The sequence below is a fragment of the Butyricimonas muris genome, from assembly GCF_046365375.1.
In the GTDB taxonomy this organism is placed as follows: Bacteria; Bacteroidota; Bacteroidia; order Bacteroidales; family Marinifilaceae; genus Butyricimonas; species Butyricimonas muris.
This window is the reverse complement of record NZ_JBKEIT010000006.1, coordinates 116,854-134,004: the sequence shown is the minus strand read 5'-3', so window position 1 is coordinate 134,004 and position 17,151 is coordinate 116,854. Positions and strand designations below refer to the sequence as shown.

13 protein-coding genes and 1 riboswitch are annotated in these 17,151 nt (G+C 46.5%); of the genes, 1 reads left to right on the top strand and 12 read right to left on the bottom strand.

Annotated elements, in window-relative coordinates; translation table 11 throughout:
- Positions 1 to 93 precede the first annotated feature (93 nt).
- Positions 94 to 1,938 carry a membrane protein insertase YidC gene (gene yidC, locus ACK8P8_RS11485; RefSeq protein WP_369860490.1) on the top strand — a complete coding sequence of 615 codons (1,845 nt, stop codon included), beginning with the start codon at positions 94 to 96 and terminating at the stop codon, positions 1,936 to 1,938.
- 339 nt (positions 1,939 to 2,277) lie between these two features.
- Here yidC and ribH read toward each other — a convergent pair whose 3' ends face one another.
- The 12 genes from ribH to ACK8P8_RS11425 all read right to left on the bottom strand — a co-directional run bounded on the left by ribH (position 2,278) and on the right by ACK8P8_RS11425 (position 17,132).
- The gene (gene ribH, locus ACK8P8_RS11480) at positions 2,278 to 2,739 is read right to left on the bottom strand and encodes a 6,7-dimethyl-8-ribityllumazine synthase (RefSeq protein WP_099289882.1); all 462 of its coding nucleotides are present in this window, start codon (positions 2,737 to 2,739) and stop codon (positions 2,278 to 2,280) included.
- 12 nt (positions 2,740 to 2,751) lie between these two features.
- A complete protein-coding gene (locus tag ACK8P8_RS11475) occupies positions 2,752 to 4,005 on the bottom strand; it encodes a bifunctional 3,4-dihydroxy-2-butanone-4-phosphate synthase/GTP cyclohydrolase II (RefSeq protein WP_099289881.1) in 1,254 nt (417 codons plus the stop codon).
- A 31-nt stretch (positions 4,006 to 4,036) separates the two neighbouring features.
- Positions 4,037 to 4,684 (bottom strand): riboflavin synthase, encoded by a 648-nt coding sequence (locus ACK8P8_RS11470; RefSeq protein ID WP_369860489.1) that lies wholly within the window; start codon positions 4,682 to 4,684, stop codon positions 4,037 to 4,039.
- A gap of 81 nt (positions 4,685 to 4,765) precedes the next feature.
- Positions 4,766 to 5,872, bottom strand: a complete 1,107-nt coding sequence (ribD, locus tag ACK8P8_RS11465; protein WP_369860488.1) for a bifunctional diaminohydroxyphosphoribosylaminopyrimidine deaminase/5-amino-6-(5-phosphoribosylamino)uracil reductase RibD — start codon at positions 5,870 to 5,872, stop codon at positions 4,766 to 4,768.
- Positions 5,873 to 5,965: 93 nt separating this feature from the next.
- A riboswitch (FMN riboswitch) is annotated at positions 5,966 to 6,087 on the bottom strand.
- A 142-nt stretch (positions 6,088 to 6,229) separates the two neighbouring features.
- Positions 6,230 to 7,552 carry a MutS-related protein gene (locus ACK8P8_RS11460; protein WP_369860487.1) on the bottom strand — a complete coding sequence of 441 codons (1,323 nt, stop codon included), beginning with the start codon at positions 7,550 to 7,552 and terminating at the stop codon, positions 6,230 to 6,232.
- Complete coding sequence (locus ACK8P8_RS11455) at positions 7,533 to 8,207, bottom strand: ATP-binding cassette domain-containing protein (RefSeq protein ID WP_186977450.1); 675 nt, start codon at positions 8,205 to 8,207, stop codon at positions 7,533 to 7,535. The genes ACK8P8_RS11460 and ACK8P8_RS11455 overlap by 20 nt, the downstream gene beginning before the upstream one ends.
- Positions 8,207 to 8,485, bottom strand: coding sequence for a hypothetical protein (locus tag ACK8P8_RS11450; protein WP_410025890.1), 279 nt, complete (start codon positions 8,483 to 8,485; stop codon positions 8,207 to 8,209). The genes ACK8P8_RS11455 and ACK8P8_RS11450 overlap by 1 nt, the downstream gene beginning before the upstream one ends.
- A gap of 50 nt (positions 8,486 to 8,535) precedes the next feature.
- Entirely contained in the window at positions 8,536 to 9,276 is a 741-nt protein-coding gene (locus tag ACK8P8_RS11445) for a DUF169 domain-containing protein (RefSeq protein ID WP_369860485.1), read from the bottom strand.
- A 583-nt stretch (positions 9,277 to 9,859) separates the two neighbouring features.
- Positions 9,860 to 11,896, bottom strand: a complete 2,037-nt coding sequence (locus tag ACK8P8_RS11440) for a M13 family metallopeptidase (RefSeq protein ID WP_369860484.1) — start codon at positions 11,894 to 11,896, stop codon at positions 9,860 to 9,862.
- A gap of 118 nt (positions 11,897 to 12,014) precedes the next feature.
- Positions 12,015 to 12,335 (bottom strand): 50S ribosome-binding protein YggL, encoded by a 321-nt coding sequence (locus ACK8P8_RS11435; RefSeq protein WP_227217254.1) that lies wholly within the window; start codon positions 12,333 to 12,335, stop codon positions 12,015 to 12,017.
- 15 nt (positions 12,336 to 12,350) lie between these two features.
- Positions 12,351 to 14,441 carry an alpha-L-fucosidase gene (locus ACK8P8_RS11430; protein ID WP_369860483.1) on the bottom strand — a complete coding sequence of 697 codons (2,091 nt, stop codon included), beginning with the start codon at positions 14,439 to 14,441 and terminating at the stop codon, positions 12,351 to 12,353.
- A gap of 396 nt (positions 14,442 to 14,837) precedes the next feature.
- Positions 14,838 to 17,132 (bottom strand): Gldg family protein, encoded by a 2,295-nt coding sequence (locus tag ACK8P8_RS11425; RefSeq protein ID WP_369860482.1) that lies wholly within the window; start codon positions 17,130 to 17,132, stop codon positions 14,838 to 14,840.
- Positions 17,133 to 17,151 lie beyond the last annotated feature (19 nt).

The following is a 17,151-nucleotide window of genomic DNA, read 5'->3' as shown; positions in this document are numbered from 1 at the left end:
TTGCCGATTCAATGATTCCCAGATTACAAGAATCACAGAATCGGCAATCAATAAATCACAGAATCAATAAATCATAAAATTTAAAATCAGTATATGGATAGAAATACAATAACCGGTTTAGTCGTTATCGCGTTAATGCTAATCGGCTACTCTTATTTCATGAGCCCATCGAAAGAGGAATTGCGGCAAATACACCGCCGTGACTCCATAGCGAGAGTGGAGGCTCAAAGAGCCGCCGCGCTGGAGAAACAGAGAGAAGCTGATTTCGCTTCACAACAGGAGGCAACGGCTCAAACCGCTACAAGTGTCTTCACGCAAGACTCTTCGGCTGTCGAGGAACAATACACGCTGGAAAATGACAAAATCAAATTGCATATCAACACCAAAGGCGGACGGATTGACTACGTGGACTTGAAAGACTACCGTACCCACGACTCACTCCCGCTTGTATTGTGGAAAGAAAACAAGAGTGCCTTGGGAATGAATTTCTATGCCAGAAATAAACAGATCAATACCGAAGACTTGATCTTTGTTCCCAGCACGAACCAGAAAAACCTAATCGCCGCAAATTCCGAGCAAGTGCTCACCATGCGTGCATACGTGGAAGAAAACAAATACCTCGAATTTAAGTACAGGCTGGCACCCGACTCCTATATGGTCGATTTCAATATCAACACCTATAACCTTAACGACGTCATTGCCGCCAACACGAATTTCCTGACCCTTTACTGGAAAGTGGATATGCCGCAATTGGAAAAGAGCCGTGATTTCGAAAGTCGCTACACGGGAGTCTACTATAACTTCTCGAACAACGACGTGGAACACTTGTCACTTACCGGCGACGAGAAGACCGATCTGGCAACGAGCGTGAAATGGATTGCATTCAAACAACAATTCTTCTCCTCGGTACTTATCGCCAAAGAGTCGTTTCCAAACGCCGATGTTTCCAACACGACAAACAATACCCCGGGCTACTTGAAGAACGCCGAGGCAGAAATATCTCTCCCTTACACGGGAAAAGCTATCGAGAAATACGATATGCAATTCTTCTTCGGACCGAACTCCTACCCGATACTGAGAGAATACGGAAAAGACATAGAACTTCCCCAACTGATCAACCTCGGGTGGAAATGGATTGCTTGGTTTAACCGTTACGTGGTCATTCCGATTTTCAACTTCTTAGAATCAAACGTGACACTGAACTACGGTTTAATCATCTTCCTGTTGACGTTGATCATTAAATTGGTACTCTTCCCCTTGACCTATAAATCCTATATGTCACAGGCGAAAATGCGGGTACTCAAACCGCAGATTGACGAAATCAACAAGAAAATCCCTGCCGACAAAGCCATGGAACGCCAGCAGGCAGTCATGAAACTGTATAAAAAGGCGGGAGTCAACCCCATGGGCGGTTGTTTGCCGATGCTATTACAAATGCCGATCTTGATCGCCCTCTTCTACTTCTTCCCCGGTGCCATCGAATTGCGCCAGAAGAGTTTCTTGTGGGCTACCGACCTCGCATCATACGACTCTATCGCCACGCTGCCGTTCAACATCCCGTTCTACGGCAACCATGTCAGCTTATTCTGTTTGTTAATGACAATCACGAACATCCTGTACATGTGGTATAACAGTAAGAACCAACCACAAAACGACCAAATGAAAGGTATGCAGACCATGATGTATATCATGCCTATCATGTTCCTGTTCATCTTCAACAGCTACTCGTCCGGTTTGAGTTATTACTACTTCATCGCCACGTTGATCACCATCGTGCAAACTTGGGCTATCCGTAAATTCGTCAACGACGAGAAACTATTAAAACAAATAGAACTCGCCAAAACGAAACCTGTGAAGAAATCCAAGTTCCAACAAAGACTGGAAGATATGCAACGTATGCAAGAACAACGCATGAAACAAATGCCGAAAAAGAAATAACGTTCAAAAGAACTCGATTAGGGGCTGTATCAAAGATTCTGATGCAGCCCCTTTGTTTTATTGTACCAATTCCTACCGAGAATCCATTGTAATCCTACCCAAATAATACCGTAATCATACCCTGTCTCCGGTTGTCCTCCGTTTATTCCCCGGACATCCTATTATCTCCCATATAGAAACCCCGGGTATTCGCCGCAGCAAACACAGCACCACGTACTGATTACCCTAGTTCTTCAGTAGGATTACGATAGGTCTTCAGTAGATATAGGAAATATAATACCTTTAAAAAAAAACGCCACTCGTGAGAGCGACGTTTTTCTTCACTTATCATTTATTGTCTTAAATCTGCTTCAACAAATCAATCATCTCGATTGCCGTGGTTACAGCCTCGAAACCTTTGTTTCCGGCTTTCGTTCCGGCTCTCTCAACGGCTTGTTCAATCGTGTCGGTAGTCAAAACACCGAAAACAATCGGTACCCCGGTTTGTAAACCCACGTTAGCAATACCTTTGGTAGCCTCGTTAGCGACCATGTCGAAGTGAGGAGTTGCACCGCGAATCACGGCACCCAAACAAATCACGGCATCGTACTTCTTTGTTTCTGCCATTTTCTTGGCAACCAACGGAATCTCGAATGCACCGGGAACCCAAGCCAAATCAATATTCGACTCGTCACCGCCATGACGCTTGAAAGCATCTACTGCCCCACCCAACAATTTGCTGGTGATAAATTCATTAAAACGTCCCGCAACGATACCGATGCGCTGTCCTTCTGCTAATAATTTTCCTTCGAGTAAATTCATCGTTTTCTATATTTATTTGTTTTTCAATTCTTCTTTCAATCTCTCTACCTCTTCGCGTTCACGCACATGAAGCATGTGTCCCATTTTCTTGTACTTCGTGTACATGTAGAACTCGTTTTTCTCGTTACACGTCATCTCTATCGGTTCACGTCCCACGATCTCGATCCCGTACCCTGTCAGCCCGTTAATTTTCAACGGGTTATTGGTCATTAATACCATTTTCTTCACGCCAAGATCAGCGAGAATCTCTGCCCCGGTGCCGTATTCCCGTAAATCGGCTTTAAAACCGAGTGCCAGATTCGCATCCACCGTATCCATTCCCTCGTCCTGCAAGTGGTAAGCCTTCAGCTTATTAATCAACCCGATACCGCGACCTTCCTGACGCATATACAATAACACGCCACGACCTCTCTCGCCTATCCGGCGCATCGCCTCGGCAAGCTGGTCGCCACAATCGCAACGCAAGGAACCGAACACATCGCCTGTCAGACATTCCGAATGCACCCGACACAAAACAGGTTCGCCATCCGTCACGTCACCTTTCACCAACGCCACGTGATGCTCCCCGTTAATCTTATTCACGTACCCGTACGCTTTGAAGAAACCGTACTTCGTGGGCATATCCGCCTCTGTCACCCGTTCCACGAGCATCTCCGTCTGCCGACGATAAGTAATCAAATCCGACACGGTAATCATCTTCATCCCGTGTGCTTTAGCGAATTCCATCAATTCCGGGGTACGCATCATCGTCCCATCCTCCCGCATGATCTCGCAGCACAACCCACACTCTTTCAACCCGGCAATCCGCATCAAATCCACCGTGGCCTCGGTGTGTCCCATACGCTCCAACACGCCACCTTTCTTCGCCTCCAACGGGAACATATGTCCCGGACGACGAAAATCCGCCGGCTTGGCATCATCCTCTACCGCCTTCATTGCCGTAACCGAACGCTCCAACGCAGAAATACCCGTGGTTGTATCCACGTGGTCGATTGACACGGTGAAAGCCGTACAATGATTATCCGTATTCGTGGTCACCATTTGTTCCAAGCCTAACTTTGTCGTCAAAGCCTTGCTCATCGGCATACAAATCAAACCTTTAGCGTATGATGCCATAAAATTCACGTTCTCCAACGTGGCAAACTCCGCGGCACAAATCAAATCTCCCTCGTTCTCACGATCCGGATCATCCACCGCGATAATCATTTTCCCGGCTCTCAAATCGGCTATCGCCTCTTCAATCGTACTAAACTTGAAATCTTCCATATCTTTGTTTTAAATTCTATATTTTAAATTCTCAAAACCCGTTCGCCAACAAAAAATCCAACGTCAATCCACCCTTAGGCTCTGCGGAAGATGCCGGACGCATTAACTTCTCCACGTATTTGGCAATCACGTCATTCTCCAAGTTCACGTTATCCCCGACCTGTTTCTTTACCAAGGTCGTTTCATCCCGCGTGTGAGGAATAACAGAAACGGTAAATACGCTATCCGATACCGACACCACGGTCAGACTAATCCCGTCAATCGTGATAGACCCCTTCTCCACAATATACCGCAACAATTCGCCAGAGGTCGCAATCGTCACCCGTATCGCATTTTCATCCTTTTCTCGCCCCACGATCTTTCCCATCCCGTCCACGTGTCCCGAAACAATATGTCCCCCCAATCGACCGTTCAAACTCAACGCTCTTTCCAGATTCACGGGACTACCTGCGCGTAACTCTCCGAGATTACTGCGCTGCATCGTTTCCGGCATCACATCCGCACAAAAACTTCCGCTATCAAAAGAAATCACCGTCAGGCAAACCCCGTTCGTGGCAATGCTATCACCCACTTTCAAATCCTCCAACACCTTTTTCGCCTTCACCTCCAGCACCACACTCCGGTTTCCCCGCTTGATACCTTTTATTGTTCCTATTTCTTCTATTATTCCTGTAAACATACTAATTTTAGATTTATGATTTTAGATTTTAGATTTCCCCGCTCAAATCCCCCGCTTTTAAATCACCAAATCTATTATCTTTTAATTTTTAACTTTTAGCTTCACGAGTATGTCCTGTCCCAAACACAACACGTCTGTTCTTTCTAAAGTGACGGCATCTGCCATTTTTTCAATACCGACACCTTCCACCGGGGTTTTGGCTTTTTCGCCTCCCACTATCTTCGGGGCGATAAAAGAGTAGACTTCATCCGTGAAACCACCGGCAAGAAAGCTGTAGTTCAAACCTCCACCGCCTTCCAACAAAATGGAATCCACCCCCATTTGTCCTAGTAAGAAAAGCAAGTTATCCACGTCTACCAATCCTTCTTTCTCCTCGCAAAGCAAAGTTTCAACACCCGCTTGCTTCAACGCTTCCAAACGTTCCTCCGCAGCAAAGCGGGTATGAGCCACAATCGTATGATATTTACCCGCGGTCTTCACAATTTGGCTATCCAATCCCAAACGGGCATTGCTATCCACGATAACCCGTATCGGCTGACGCACTCCCCGCCCTTCTATCCGGCAGTTTAATAACGGATCATCCGCCACGGCAGTACCGATACCAATCATTACCGCCATCAGACGATGACGCAACTCGTGCACGTAAGCCCGTGCTTCCGTACCGGTGATCCATCTCGAATCGCCCGACCACGTGGCTATCTTTCCGTCCAACGTCATCGCCGTCTTCAATATTACCCACGGACGCCGTGTCGCTATATACTTCAAAAATATCTTGTTTTGCTCCCGTATCGCTTCTTCTTCAACCCCACAAACCACTTCTATCCCCGCTTCTCTCAATAAAGACAATCCTTTTCCCGCCACCAACGGGTTCGGGTCAGGCATCCCGACAAATACCCGTTCAATTCCGTGTTCGATAATCGCCTCCGTGCAAGGCGGAGTTTTCCCGTAATGGCAACACGGCTCCAAAGTCACGTACATCGTCGCACCCCGGGCATCTTCCGTACAATTTTTCAACACATTCCGTTCCGCATGCCACTCCCCGTAACGCTCGTGCCAACCTTCACCTATCACTCGTCCCCCCTTCACGATCACGGCTCCCACCATCGGGTTGGGATTCACGAATCCCGCTCCCTGTTCGGCAAGTTCTATCGCCCGCCTCATGTACTCGATATCTTTCTGTTTTACCATACGTGTTACTCCTTTCCAAAAACAAAATACCCCGAATGTAATACATTCGGGGCATAGATTTATATTGTACTAATATAATATCAATTACAATCAACATCTCTTCTATCATCCGGACTTTAACCGTCGGTTCCAGAATTTCACTGAATCAGTCCCTCGAAAGGGAGTCGCGGACTATAACCGCCGGTAGGGAGTTGCACCCTGCCCCGAAGAAACATTTCACGGAGGCAAAAATAGTAAATATTTTCACGAATACAAACAAATAAGGAAAGTATTCTGACCATGATACAAATAATCATCCTCCTTACAAAGTTACAATTTTTTCGACAAAGCGGGTATCAAATATAAATTGCTTTTCTCTCACGACGGATTCCTCGTCAACTCCTCTATTAAAGCTACCACCCTCTCCTTTCTCAAAATACACATCCCGATACGTTCGTCAGAAACACCTTCCCGCAAACGATACGTGTAGCGAGGTTCTCCGGTTTCCATATTGATCTCGAAAAACCGGAAGTCCACCGAAGACTCTCGTTTTAACGCCTCCGCCACCTCCACAATATGCGATGAAATAACAAATACTCCCTGTTTCAACCGTGCCAGTCCGTCCACCACCGCGAACGAAGCATCGTAAGCATCCTTCACGTTAGTGCCCCGGAATAATTCATCAAACACAACCACCACGTCCCCCGCTTCACGCACTCGTTCCACCACGTACTTCACCCGCGCCACCTCATTATAATAATGGCTATACCCCAATGACAAATTATCAGACAAATTAATCGTCGTGAACAATCCACGGAACACGGAAAGTTCCATTCTGCACGCGGGAACCGGAAAACCGCAATGTGCCAAATACACCGCCACCCCGAAAGCCTTCATGTAAGTCGATTTCCCTGCCATATTCGGTCCTGTCAAGAAACACAAGTGACGTTTATCATCTATCCGCACGTCATTCCTCACCGGATCAGGCAAAAAAAGATGAAACAAACCCTCTATTTCTATCTTTCTTCTCTCCTCGACAAAAACCGGGAAAGCAAAACCATGCTCCAGCGCAACGTGTCCTATTGTCCGTAAAGCTTCCAGCATATAAAGCGTATCCAACACAGTCCGTACGGCATCCGCTTCTTCTCCCCGGAAATAAAAGTCTAACTTCTCTCTCGACCAGAAAGTGTCCTTTTTCCGGTTTACCAGATAGCGCATACCGGGACGAGAGAGCACCTTAGCCACTTGCTCTTTCAATTCTCGCATGATCTTCGGCACCCGAACCGCGGGTACATCATCCATAAAAACAGCCAACTCGTGAATCAACCGCCCCAGATAGGACACGGCACGCTGACGCACGTAGTGATCGTTATCCGGCTTCACCCATCCCGCCACGGCACGTTTCGTCAAATGAAGCACGTCCCGTTTAGGCACCTCCTTCTGCTGCAAATATATCTCGATAAAACTCAATTCATCCCGCCGTATTTCCAAGAAGAAAGGCAACCGCTGCAAATAAACGATAGCCTCCACCCGTTCCCGAATACGCTCCGCGTCAGCCAACGGATTCTCGAATAACTTTTTCATGTACGCCCGCCCCCCATCCGAGCGGGCATAATCGAAATAGGAAAAGACACTTTTTCCCTCTCTCGCGGCGAATAACTCAAGGTCATTCAATGTCTGTTCATCTGTCTTGAATTCCATCTGACTCTTTTATATATTGCAGTAATTCCAAATCCTTACGCTCGTTTACTTTCCAAGTCTTTCCACCCCGTAAGACGAACAACTCGTCGCTAACCTCCATCACGTCCTCGAAATAATGATCGGTAATCAGTATACCTTTCGTCGCTTTTTCCCGGTGAATAATTTCTTTCATTTTCTGCACGTGCAACGGCATCAAAAAAGAAAAAGGCTCATCCAACAAACAAAACTTCGTTTCGGAAGTCAATATCAAATACGCCTCGATTATTCTCCGTTCTCCCGAGGAAAACGCCTTTATCCGTTTCCGGTAAACTTGCTCAAACTCCGGGAAGTCCGTTACAAACCGTTCAAAATCCACGCCAAAATCACCAAACACCCGCTTCACGGACAAACCGGAAGGAATAAAATCGTGCTGGGGTAAATAACGCATATCTTCCGGTCGCCTCTCGCTTGTCAACAAAACCTTTCCGTCAATCCCCACGTATTGATCCCGCAATTTCAATTCCCCGTACACGGCTTTCATCAAACAGGTCTTGCCGCAACCGTTCCGTCCTAACAAACCGAGTACTTTTCCCGTTTCGCAACGCAAAAACACGTCCCACAGTACACGTTTAAAACCATACTCCAAACGGAGATTACTTATATCAAGTCTATGCATCACCTTATGTAATAACCGACAAACAAAGCCGCCACGTATGTCAGGAAGTCAAACGGCAAAGTCGTTCCCCACAACCACCGGACAGACACCCCCACGTTCTTGTAATAATAGAAGATTTTCCACGCTTTCCGTTTCATGGCAAAATAGAAAAACGCCATAGTCGCCACCTTGAACCAAAACGTGGCGACTATAATTACCCCGATGACGGCAGGTGCTTTCATGCTATACGCGTACATGATTCCCCCGCAAGAGCAAGATACCGCAAACGCGGGAGCCATGTACATTCTATAAAAAGAGATACACGCCCTCAAAGTACACCCCGCCCCCATCAAATCCGTTTTTGTATCACCTTCCACGTGTCGGTTACCAGAAAACTCTCCTCCATCTGGTCGATCATTTCCATGAATTTCGTGATAGGCACGCCAAACGATATTAAATTATTCGTGATGCATTTTCTCGCCGACGGGTCAAACATCCCGATCACGGCTCTTTGCGTCCCCTCCAGTTGTTCCCGGTAAGGATAATAAATAATAGAGGTACATCCCGCTCCAAAAGGAGAGATCACCGGTTCTTGCTTGACACTGTCAAAGTTGGCAAGAGTAAAAAGACCGGACAGTACATCAGGTGTCGCGATGAAAAATACCGCTTCCGGTTCATCCTGCTCCGTCAGATGATCCCAACGCTTGAATACCAGACAGTCACCTTTCCTCGGCAACACCGGTATAGTTTTCAATAACGCGTTCACTTGTTCCGGTGTACGTTTATAGCGTTCACAATGAGGCTCATTCTCCCCGTGTGACAAAAAATACTCGAACCCTTCACGCATCCCGTCACTAAATCCCAAGTAATATTTTCCCCCTCCGCAACCGACTGAATCCGGCAGGAAACAAAGTGACTCACCTTTTCTTACCCGTCCGAGTTGAGCAATAATACAAGTATGTCCCACGGCTTTTTTTACGATAGTCGCGTTATTATTCTCTTTCGAATAATAAAAGGCGACAGGAAGTTCCGCGTCATTGAAATATTTTTTCCAGTGTGCGGTAAAACGATCTCGTTTAACTATGTCCATGACCCATTATTTTTAGTATCAAACAAATATATATTATTTGTTTGTTAAAAACAAGCCCTATGCCAAAAATGACAGGAAGGATAGAACGGGAAAGTAAAACTAAAGTTAAATAATAATTATTTTTGTTTTATCATATTTGTAGTTAATTAGTATCATTTCCTATTCAATTCCCATTCATCTCCTATTCAAAGCCTATTATAATAGTTGAAAAATAGAAATTAAATAATAATTATTTAAAATTTAATACTTGAAAACTACTTGATAAAATCATGATTAATAACAATAGGAGAACTAAAATCGATAGAAATTTTTCTCAAACACGAGCCAAATAGCTACACGAGAAAATAGCTGCTATCGCTACTAAAAATAAAAAGGAGGTGTGTCAGAACACACCTCTAGTCTATAAAGTTCATAAAGTCGAGCCTCCGGCTCTTAAAGTCCACAAAGTCAAAAACACGATGATATTCAATATAATGATATACAAATCACCTACACATTTGACCTTACGACCTTATGGACTTTTAGACTTTATGAACTAGAGGGTGTGCTTCAACACACCCTCATAATAAATTCTATTTACAAATTACCAGATAGAAGCTCTCTGCTCCACGGGCAAATACAACGGATCGCCCTCTTTCACCCCGAATGCCTCGTACCAAGCACCGATATGCGGAAGAGCACCATTTACACGCCAGCGTCCCAAAGAGTGGGGATCGGATTTCGTTTGCAGACGGATTTGCTCGTCACGAACATTACCTGCCCACACGTTAGCGTATGACAGGAAGAAACGCTGTGCCGGGGTAAAGCCGTTTGCATCGTTACCGAGCGGGGTTTCAGCCATCGCTTTTTGCAATGCCGTGTAAGCCACTTGCAATCCCCCGTGGTCGGCAATATTCTCACCCAAAGTCAATTCTCCGTTCGCGTTCAAATCGGGTAATACTTTGATATTGTTGAAGTAATCCACCAATACTTGAGCCCGTTTTTCAAAGTTCTCGGCGTCAGTAGCCGTCCACCAGTCTTTCAAGTTACCGTCCTTGTCGTACTGGCGACCTTGATCGTCAAACCCGTGAGTCATCTCGTGTCCGATCACCACACCGATAGCCCCGTAGTTGCAAGCGTCATCGGCGTTCATGTCGAAGAACGGGTATTGAAGAATCCCGGCAGGGAAACAAATCTCGTTCGTGGTCGGGTTGTAATACGCGTTCACGGTCTGGGGAGTCATCAACCACTCGTCTTTATCCACCGGTTTGCCGGCTTTAGAGATCATGTAGTCATAATCGAAATGATTGGAACGAACGATGTTATTCCAGTAAGAATCATTCTTGATTTCCAAGCTGGAATAATCTCTCCATTTGTCGGGATAACCGATCTTCACGTGGAATGCAGCCAGCTTCTCTTGCGCTTTCGCTTTTGTTTCGTCACTCATCCATGCCAAACCTTGGATACGTTCACCCAACGCTTTCTGCAAGTTAGCAACCAATTTCACCATACGTTCCTTTGCCGCGGCGGGGAAATATTTCTCCGTGTACATCTGACCTACCGCCTCTCCCAACACGCCGTTGACCGTGCTCACAGCACGTTTCCAACGGGGTTGCATCTCTTTTCTCCCGGACAGTACTTTTCCGTAGAACTCGAAATTCTGGGCAACCAAGTTATCACTCAAGTAACCGGCAGCGGAATTAATCACGTTCCATTCCAAGTATGATTTCAACACATCCAGATTTTCCTTGTTCAGTAAATCGGCAACCGCCTTCAATTGAGCGATCTGCCCGGCATTTACCTCTTTCAAGTCTTTCAACCCGATCGTGGTGAAATAAGTATTCCAATCCATCCCCGGAACTTCTTTCTGCAATTGAGCCACCGTGATTTTATTATAGTTTCCCTGCGGATCACGCAATTCAACCATCGATTTTGAGCTTTCAGCCAAACGGGTTTCCACTTTCATCACGTTAGCGGCAGCCTTTTGAGCCTCCCCTGCCGTGAATCCCGCTAACTGGAACATCTTAGCCACGTGCTCTTCGAATTTCGCGCGAATTTCTTTCGTGTGCTCGTCATTCTCCATGTAATAATCACGTTGTCCCAAGCTCAAGCCTCCCTGATAAAGTTGGGCTATATTCATGGAACTGTTCATTTCGTCAGCCCCCACGTACAACCCGAAGAAAGGTCCGAAACCGTCACGATGCATATTCGCGATCAATTGGGGAAGCCCTTCCCGGTTGGAAATAGCGGCAATCTTTTCCAGTTCCGCCTTGATCGGGGCAATCCCCTCGGCGTTTAACTTCGCGCTATCCATGGCGATATTATACAAATCACCCACTTTCCGGGCAACACTCCCCTGTTCGGACTGTTTGTGAGCCAAGTCCTCGATCAAACTTTTGATTTGCGTGCGATTGTTTTCCGCCAACTGGTCAAAAGAACCGAAACGGGAATACTCGTCGGTCAACGGGTTCGCTGCCATCCAACCTCCACAAGCGTATTGATAGAAATCAGCACGCGGATTCGCCGTCTTATCGAGGTTCTCCACCCGAATACCCCCTTGGGGAGCGGCTGCTTTTTTAGTATTGCAACTTGTAGCCATTAATGCCAATGCAATAAAAGGTAAATAAATTGTTTTTCTCATATTATCAGTTTTCTAGTCGTCTTTTCCTTTCAAGCACATACCCGGAGAACCTGTCCCCGGGTAGTGACTGACAAAAGTAAAATATTTTGCAACAAAACGAAAACCGATCGGGCTATTTTTACCAGCCGTACCAAGCATCTTTCAACTCTCCCACGTTGATTTGGTCGATATTTTGATTATGCTCGTCAAACCATTTTTTCATCATTTCCCGTTCCTCGGAAGTTACGCTTCCCCGCTCACGGGTGATAAATCCCCCGCAAACGTCAGAATTCCAGCCTCCTCCCATTTCCAGACCTCGGTCGTGCAACAAAATTGCCAATTCCTGCAACCATGCTTCCACGACACCCAGATCCGTATCTGCCTTAAATTTAGCATCAAACGAGAATCCCAATTCTTTGAACTCTCCCTTGTGCAATTTTTTCCGCAATCTCTTTTTCATACGCTCTATTATTTATTATTCAAATTCTACCCGTGCATCCCGTAATCCCATGTCACTGTTCTTGTTCACCGGGGATGCCTCTTTCAACGTGCAGTCATGGATATTTCCCGGGTAAAGCTTCATAGGATTCAAACGTAGTTTATACTCTTCTTGTTTCACGTTCGGGTTCATCAAGTAGGTAACTTCTTTCCCGTAACGGTTATATAGCTGCACTATCAATTGATTTTTTCCTTTTTGCACGTGCAATTTCACCACCGTGTTATTCCGGGGCACTCCTCCCACGTACGAGCGCAAGGATACCCGTTTCCCGTTCAAAATAACTTGGGTTCCGTCGGCAACGGCAATCTCCACCAGAATATCTTGTTCCCGGTCACTGGTGAACTCGTGTAAAATCTCCACGGATTCCTTTTCTTCTACCGGAATTTTCACCTCCTCGCCCGGCTTTAAGTCCTGACGGGGTTTCCAACCATCCCCGACGATATCGATATTCTTTTTCAATCCCTCGGCATTACCGGTATAGGCTCCGCCCCGGGCATTGTACATGTACACGTTGCCCCAGTGCAAAGATCGCGGGTTACCATTCAACGCTTGAATTTTACCACCTGTTAAAGTAACATCTTGTACTTCTCCATCTATCGTAAGACGTACCACCCGCTCCTGATCACCTGCCGTGTAAACGACCGTCGGGGTCACCGTTGCCCCCTTCTTCTCGAAATGCCACGCGAAACCGACCGTACTCCGGTAACTGGAATAGTAATCCATACTTGAATGCGCATACACGGGTATAGCGTTAACCGCTGTCAACACTTTCGTTTTTAAAACTTGGTCGGGTACCGCCCGGAATGTATCCTCAAATTCCAACTTCACCACAATCATCCCCCTGTCCGGCTTCACGGTTCGCGGGATAGCCACGGATACCGTTTGCCCGTTTTGTTTCATGTCCAACGCCTTGCCGTCAAGTAACAACGCCGCACGCTTTGCCTTGCCTATCACGCCTTTTAACTCGATCTCCCGATTGTCCGGCATTTTCTCGACGAACAAATAGAGGTTGTTCCCCCTACGGGTGATATCACCCCATTCCGGGGCATGGTCAAACGGATTCGCGGTGGTACTATAAATCGCTTCCCCGTAATTTTTCAGCCATTGTCCCATCGCCAAAAGAGCATCCTTCTCGAACTCTACCACGGAACCATCTCCCCGGGGACCGATATTCAACAAGTAGTTCCCTCCCCGGCTTACCACTTTGACCATACTGCCTATCTTCTCGTTGATCTTCGCGTCCAAATTACCCCGTTCCTGCCATGAACGATAACTCCACGTTTCATGGAAGAATGAAGCCGCGGTTTGCCAAGGCACCCCGATCTTGTGGTCAGGCATTTTATTGTCCGCCATCACGGCAAAGTCACCCCGGTCATTCCCCAAACGTCCGCTCACCATACATCGCGGTTGCAAGCGGGTCACCAAGTCGTACAATTCCTTACTCTGCTCCGCCGTCAAGGAACCCATGTCAAACCAAATTTCGGAGATCGGACCATAGTTCGTCATGATCTCTTCCACTTGCTTCATACTAAACTCGTGATGTTTCGGGGAAATAGCATCCGCGTTATGAGGAGTAATCCCGTTGCCCGGGAAGTTCCAGTCTATCAAAGAATAATACACCGCGAACTTCACTCCCTGCCGCTGACAGGCATCCGACAATTCCTTCATCACGTCCCGTTTGAACGGAGTAGCATCCACGATATTGTATTTCGTGTACTTGGAATGGTACATACAAAAACCGTCATGATGCTTCGACGTGAACACGATCGACTTCATCCCTGCCGCTTTTGCCAAAGCTGCCACCTCGTCCGCATTCCATTTCTCCGGATCGAACTGTTTCGCCACCGCCTCGTACTCCGCTTTCGGAATCCGTGCAAACGACTGAATCTGCTCACTGTATCCCGCCCGTACCGGTTCTCCCTTCCAAACTCCCCCCAACTCCGAGTACAAACCCCAGTGAATGAACATTGAAAACTTCTGATTTACCCAATCAGGATCGGGTTTCTGTTGCCCGAAAGCAAACTGCACACCCAGCAAAATAATAATTAAACATCCGCGCAATAACATAATAAACACATTTACAATTTAAAACACATTACACAAAATTTAGGTTGTAAATATAGCATTTATTAGCGTTTCCTTAAATCATCCCGCGATATTATTCCAGACGAGTAAACCTTGATTATATTTTTTTATAGTTCTATGAAAAATAAATTCACATACGATTACAATACTAACCACTATGCAGGCTTATACACGCCAGTGGTAACACGTGGTGACGCCACACAAAATAAAAAAGAAAGTGACTCTTGTCTATGTAACTCATTTTCTTTTCCCACAAGAGTATCCCGTGAAAAAAACAGAAGAGGCATCCCGATTCTCACCGGAATGCCCCTTTAAAGAAAGAAAACTCACACGTTTCGGCACTATAATTCAAAGTTCTATCTTACCGGAATTATTCTTTTACCTCCCTCTCCGGCGTACCCAGATAAAGATAGCGAAGAAAGCCAGAATGGCAGGCCAAAGCCCCATCAGTACGATTTTCCAGTAATACATGGCGTTCATCCCTAAGTTCACCGCATTATCGGGGGGTGTCGGACGCCGCACATCAATCGGCACCTCCTCTTCGGAGAGCCAGAAGAAAGAACCGGAGATTAAATAATAGTTAGCCGCCGGAACATCTTTTCGGGATATGCTAATCTCTCCGTTGCTCAAGCAATCGGCATCACCGAGAATAACGATTCGTTGCTCCTTATCACCCATTTGGCGTGATAATGCCAACACGGTCGGATACGAGCGCTCCACTTCACCCGCGGCAGGATTCAGACGGACGGTATCATCCAGGAAATCGGTTGTTTCCACCTCGTTCCAACTGCCGATCGTGTCGCTCACGAAAAGCGGGGTTACTTTGAATCCTTTATCTTCGGTATACTCCAATGCCGTAGAACCCGGCATTGTCACCACGTATTCCCGGCGATAGAGAGTCTCAAAAATGTAAGCAATATCCTGTGCTTCCTTGGTCGGACGAGCGATAATAAAATCAGGATCAAAATTCTCGCTGACTTTTACCAGACGTCCCGGTAAGAATTTCACGCCGAATTGTTCCACGATCGGGTTCATCACTTCCTGCCTACGGGGTTCTCCGGCGACAACCAGATTACCGCCGCGGGCAATATAAGCGCCCAGATTCGCTTTCTCCTGCTCCGTCATCGCGTAACGCATATCGGCAATCACGATGATATCCACCTTTTCCGGTATGGGTTTATCCAATGTTACTTCCGTGAAATCAAATCCTTGGTTAATCAAAGAATGACGGAAAGGCTTATCTTGAGCGAAGCGGTTATAATCCCGATCACCTTCCCGGATACAATCCCGCTCGCCATGACCTTTCACGAAACCGACCAAAGGCAGCTCCATGACCAATCGTTTGAACGATGCAGAAATCTCTGTTTCAAAGGGGAAGCGTTGCAGATCGTCGAATATCCGCAAGAAAGTCTTTTCCCCGTTATCCCTTTCCAACAGACGTACGAAACGATTCCCCTCGGGTTTCAAGTCTACTATTTTCTTCACTTCTTCCGGGCGCATAAACATATTCGAATCCAGATCCCATATCTCGGCACGTTTTAACATCCGTCCCCGATCGGACAAGTTCGGGTAAGACTTATCCAGCGAGGGATTTTCAGCCTTGTCATAATAGTAAATGTACTTCATTTTAATCTCCGGCTTGAAGCGCGTGTACATTCTGAAACGCCGGAGATCATCGTTCACGCTCCGGGGCAAACCGGCCCAGTAATTCTCTTCCAATATATTCACGAAAGTAGTGATTGTCAACCCGCCGTCCATTCTTGCCACGATATCCTGACTATTAGGTGTCAACGTGCGCATTTTGGTACGTGTCGCATCATAGAAAGCCATTAACTTGGGACGGGAAGTGAGGAACCCCATAAGCATAGCAACAACAACCACTCCGGCATATTTTCCCCACGTCACCATCCACAAAGTTTTCTGACGCCGTCCTTGTAAGCGGATAATGGACAACATCAGAAAAAGCACGATAACAATCACGAAATATAAAACATCTTCACTGCATATCAGTCCCCGGATAAATTCGTCCGCGCGTCCGCCGATCGCCAGCCAATAGGTGATATCACGCACAAATTCGATATCCTGCCACATACCTTTCACGTAATTTAATACCGCAAGTATAGCCAGCGTTCCCATGGCCGCGACGACTTGGTAAGAAGTAACGCTCGACATGAACAAACCTATCGCCGCGTAAGCGCAAAGCAGCAAATAAAGCCCCAGTAAACCGGAAAGCATAGCCGGGAAATCGGCAGACTTCACGGCGAACAGGGCAAAGATCATGTACACCATCAATATTCCCGTCAACACGAGCCCGTAAATCATCATAGAAAGGTATTTCCCGAGAATAATCTGCGTGTTCGTCACGGGTGACGAATAGAGTAATTTAATGGAACCGCTACTTAACTCCCTGCTCATCAATCCCATGGTCAACAAGGGGATATAGAGATACAGGTATTGCTGCATTTGAGTAAACAAACCGCGCATCCCGCCAAAAGCTCCTTCCGTCACGCTCCACAGGCGGTAGCCCAGCGACTGGCTTCTGACGTATCCTCCCAGCATATCGGTAAACGCCATGCTCGCTTGAAAAGTAAAAATCACCAGAATCAACCATGCCACCGGCGAATAGAACAAAGTTTGCAATTCGGTCCGGGCTATTTTATATATTGTCTTCATCTTTTTATCAGTTTATAGA

Bases quoted from the DNA above. Each gene is read 5' to 3' on its own strand.
- yidC (WP_369860490.1), top strand. From the start codon at position 94: ATGGATAGAAATACAATAACCGGTTTAGTCGTTATCGCGTTAATGCTA.
- ribH (WP_099289882.1), bottom strand. From the start codon at position 2,739: ATGAATTTACTCGAAGGAAAATTATTAGCAGAAGGACAGCGCATCGGT.
- ACK8P8_RS11475 (WP_099289881.1), bottom strand. From the start codon at position 4,005: ATGGAAGATTTCAAGTTTAGTACGATTGAAGAGGCGATAGCCGATTTG.
- ACK8P8_RS11470 (WP_369860489.1), bottom strand. From the start codon at position 4,684: ATGTTTACAGGAATAATAGAAGAAATAGGAACAATAAAAGGTATCAAG.
- ribD (WP_369860488.1), bottom strand. From the start codon at position 5,872: ATGGTAAAACAGAAAGATATCGAGTACATGAGGCGGGCGATAGAACTT.
- ACK8P8_RS11460 (WP_369860487.1), bottom strand. From the start codon at position 7,552: ATGGAATTCAAGACAGATGAACAGACATTGAATGACCTTGAGTTATTC.
- ACK8P8_RS11455 (WP_186977450.1), bottom strand. From the start codon at position 8,207: ATGCATAGACTTGATATAAGTAATCTCCGTTTGGAGTATGGTTTTAAA.
- ACK8P8_RS11450 (WP_410025890.1), bottom strand. From the start codon at position 8,485: ATGGCTCCCGCGTTTGCGGTATCTTGCTCTTGCGGGGGAATCATGTAC.
- ACK8P8_RS11445 (WP_369860485.1), bottom strand. From the start codon at position 9,276: ATGGACATAGTTAAACGAGATCGTTTTACCGCACACTGGAAAAAATAT.
- ACK8P8_RS11440 (WP_369860484.1), bottom strand. From the start codon at position 11,896: ATGAGAAAAACAATTTATTTACCTTTTATTGCATTGGCATTAATGGCT.
- ACK8P8_RS11435 (WP_227217254.1), bottom strand. From the start codon at position 12,335: ATGAAAAAGAGATTGCGGAAAAAATTGCACAAGGGAGAGTTCAAAGAA.
- ACK8P8_RS11430 (WP_369860483.1), bottom strand. From the start codon at position 14,441: ATGTTATTGCGCGGATGTTTAATTATTATTTTGCTGGGTGTGCAGTTT.
- ACK8P8_RS11425 (WP_369860482.1), bottom strand. From the start codon at position 17,132: ATGAAGACAATATATAAAATAGCCCGGACCGAATTGCAAACTTTGTTC.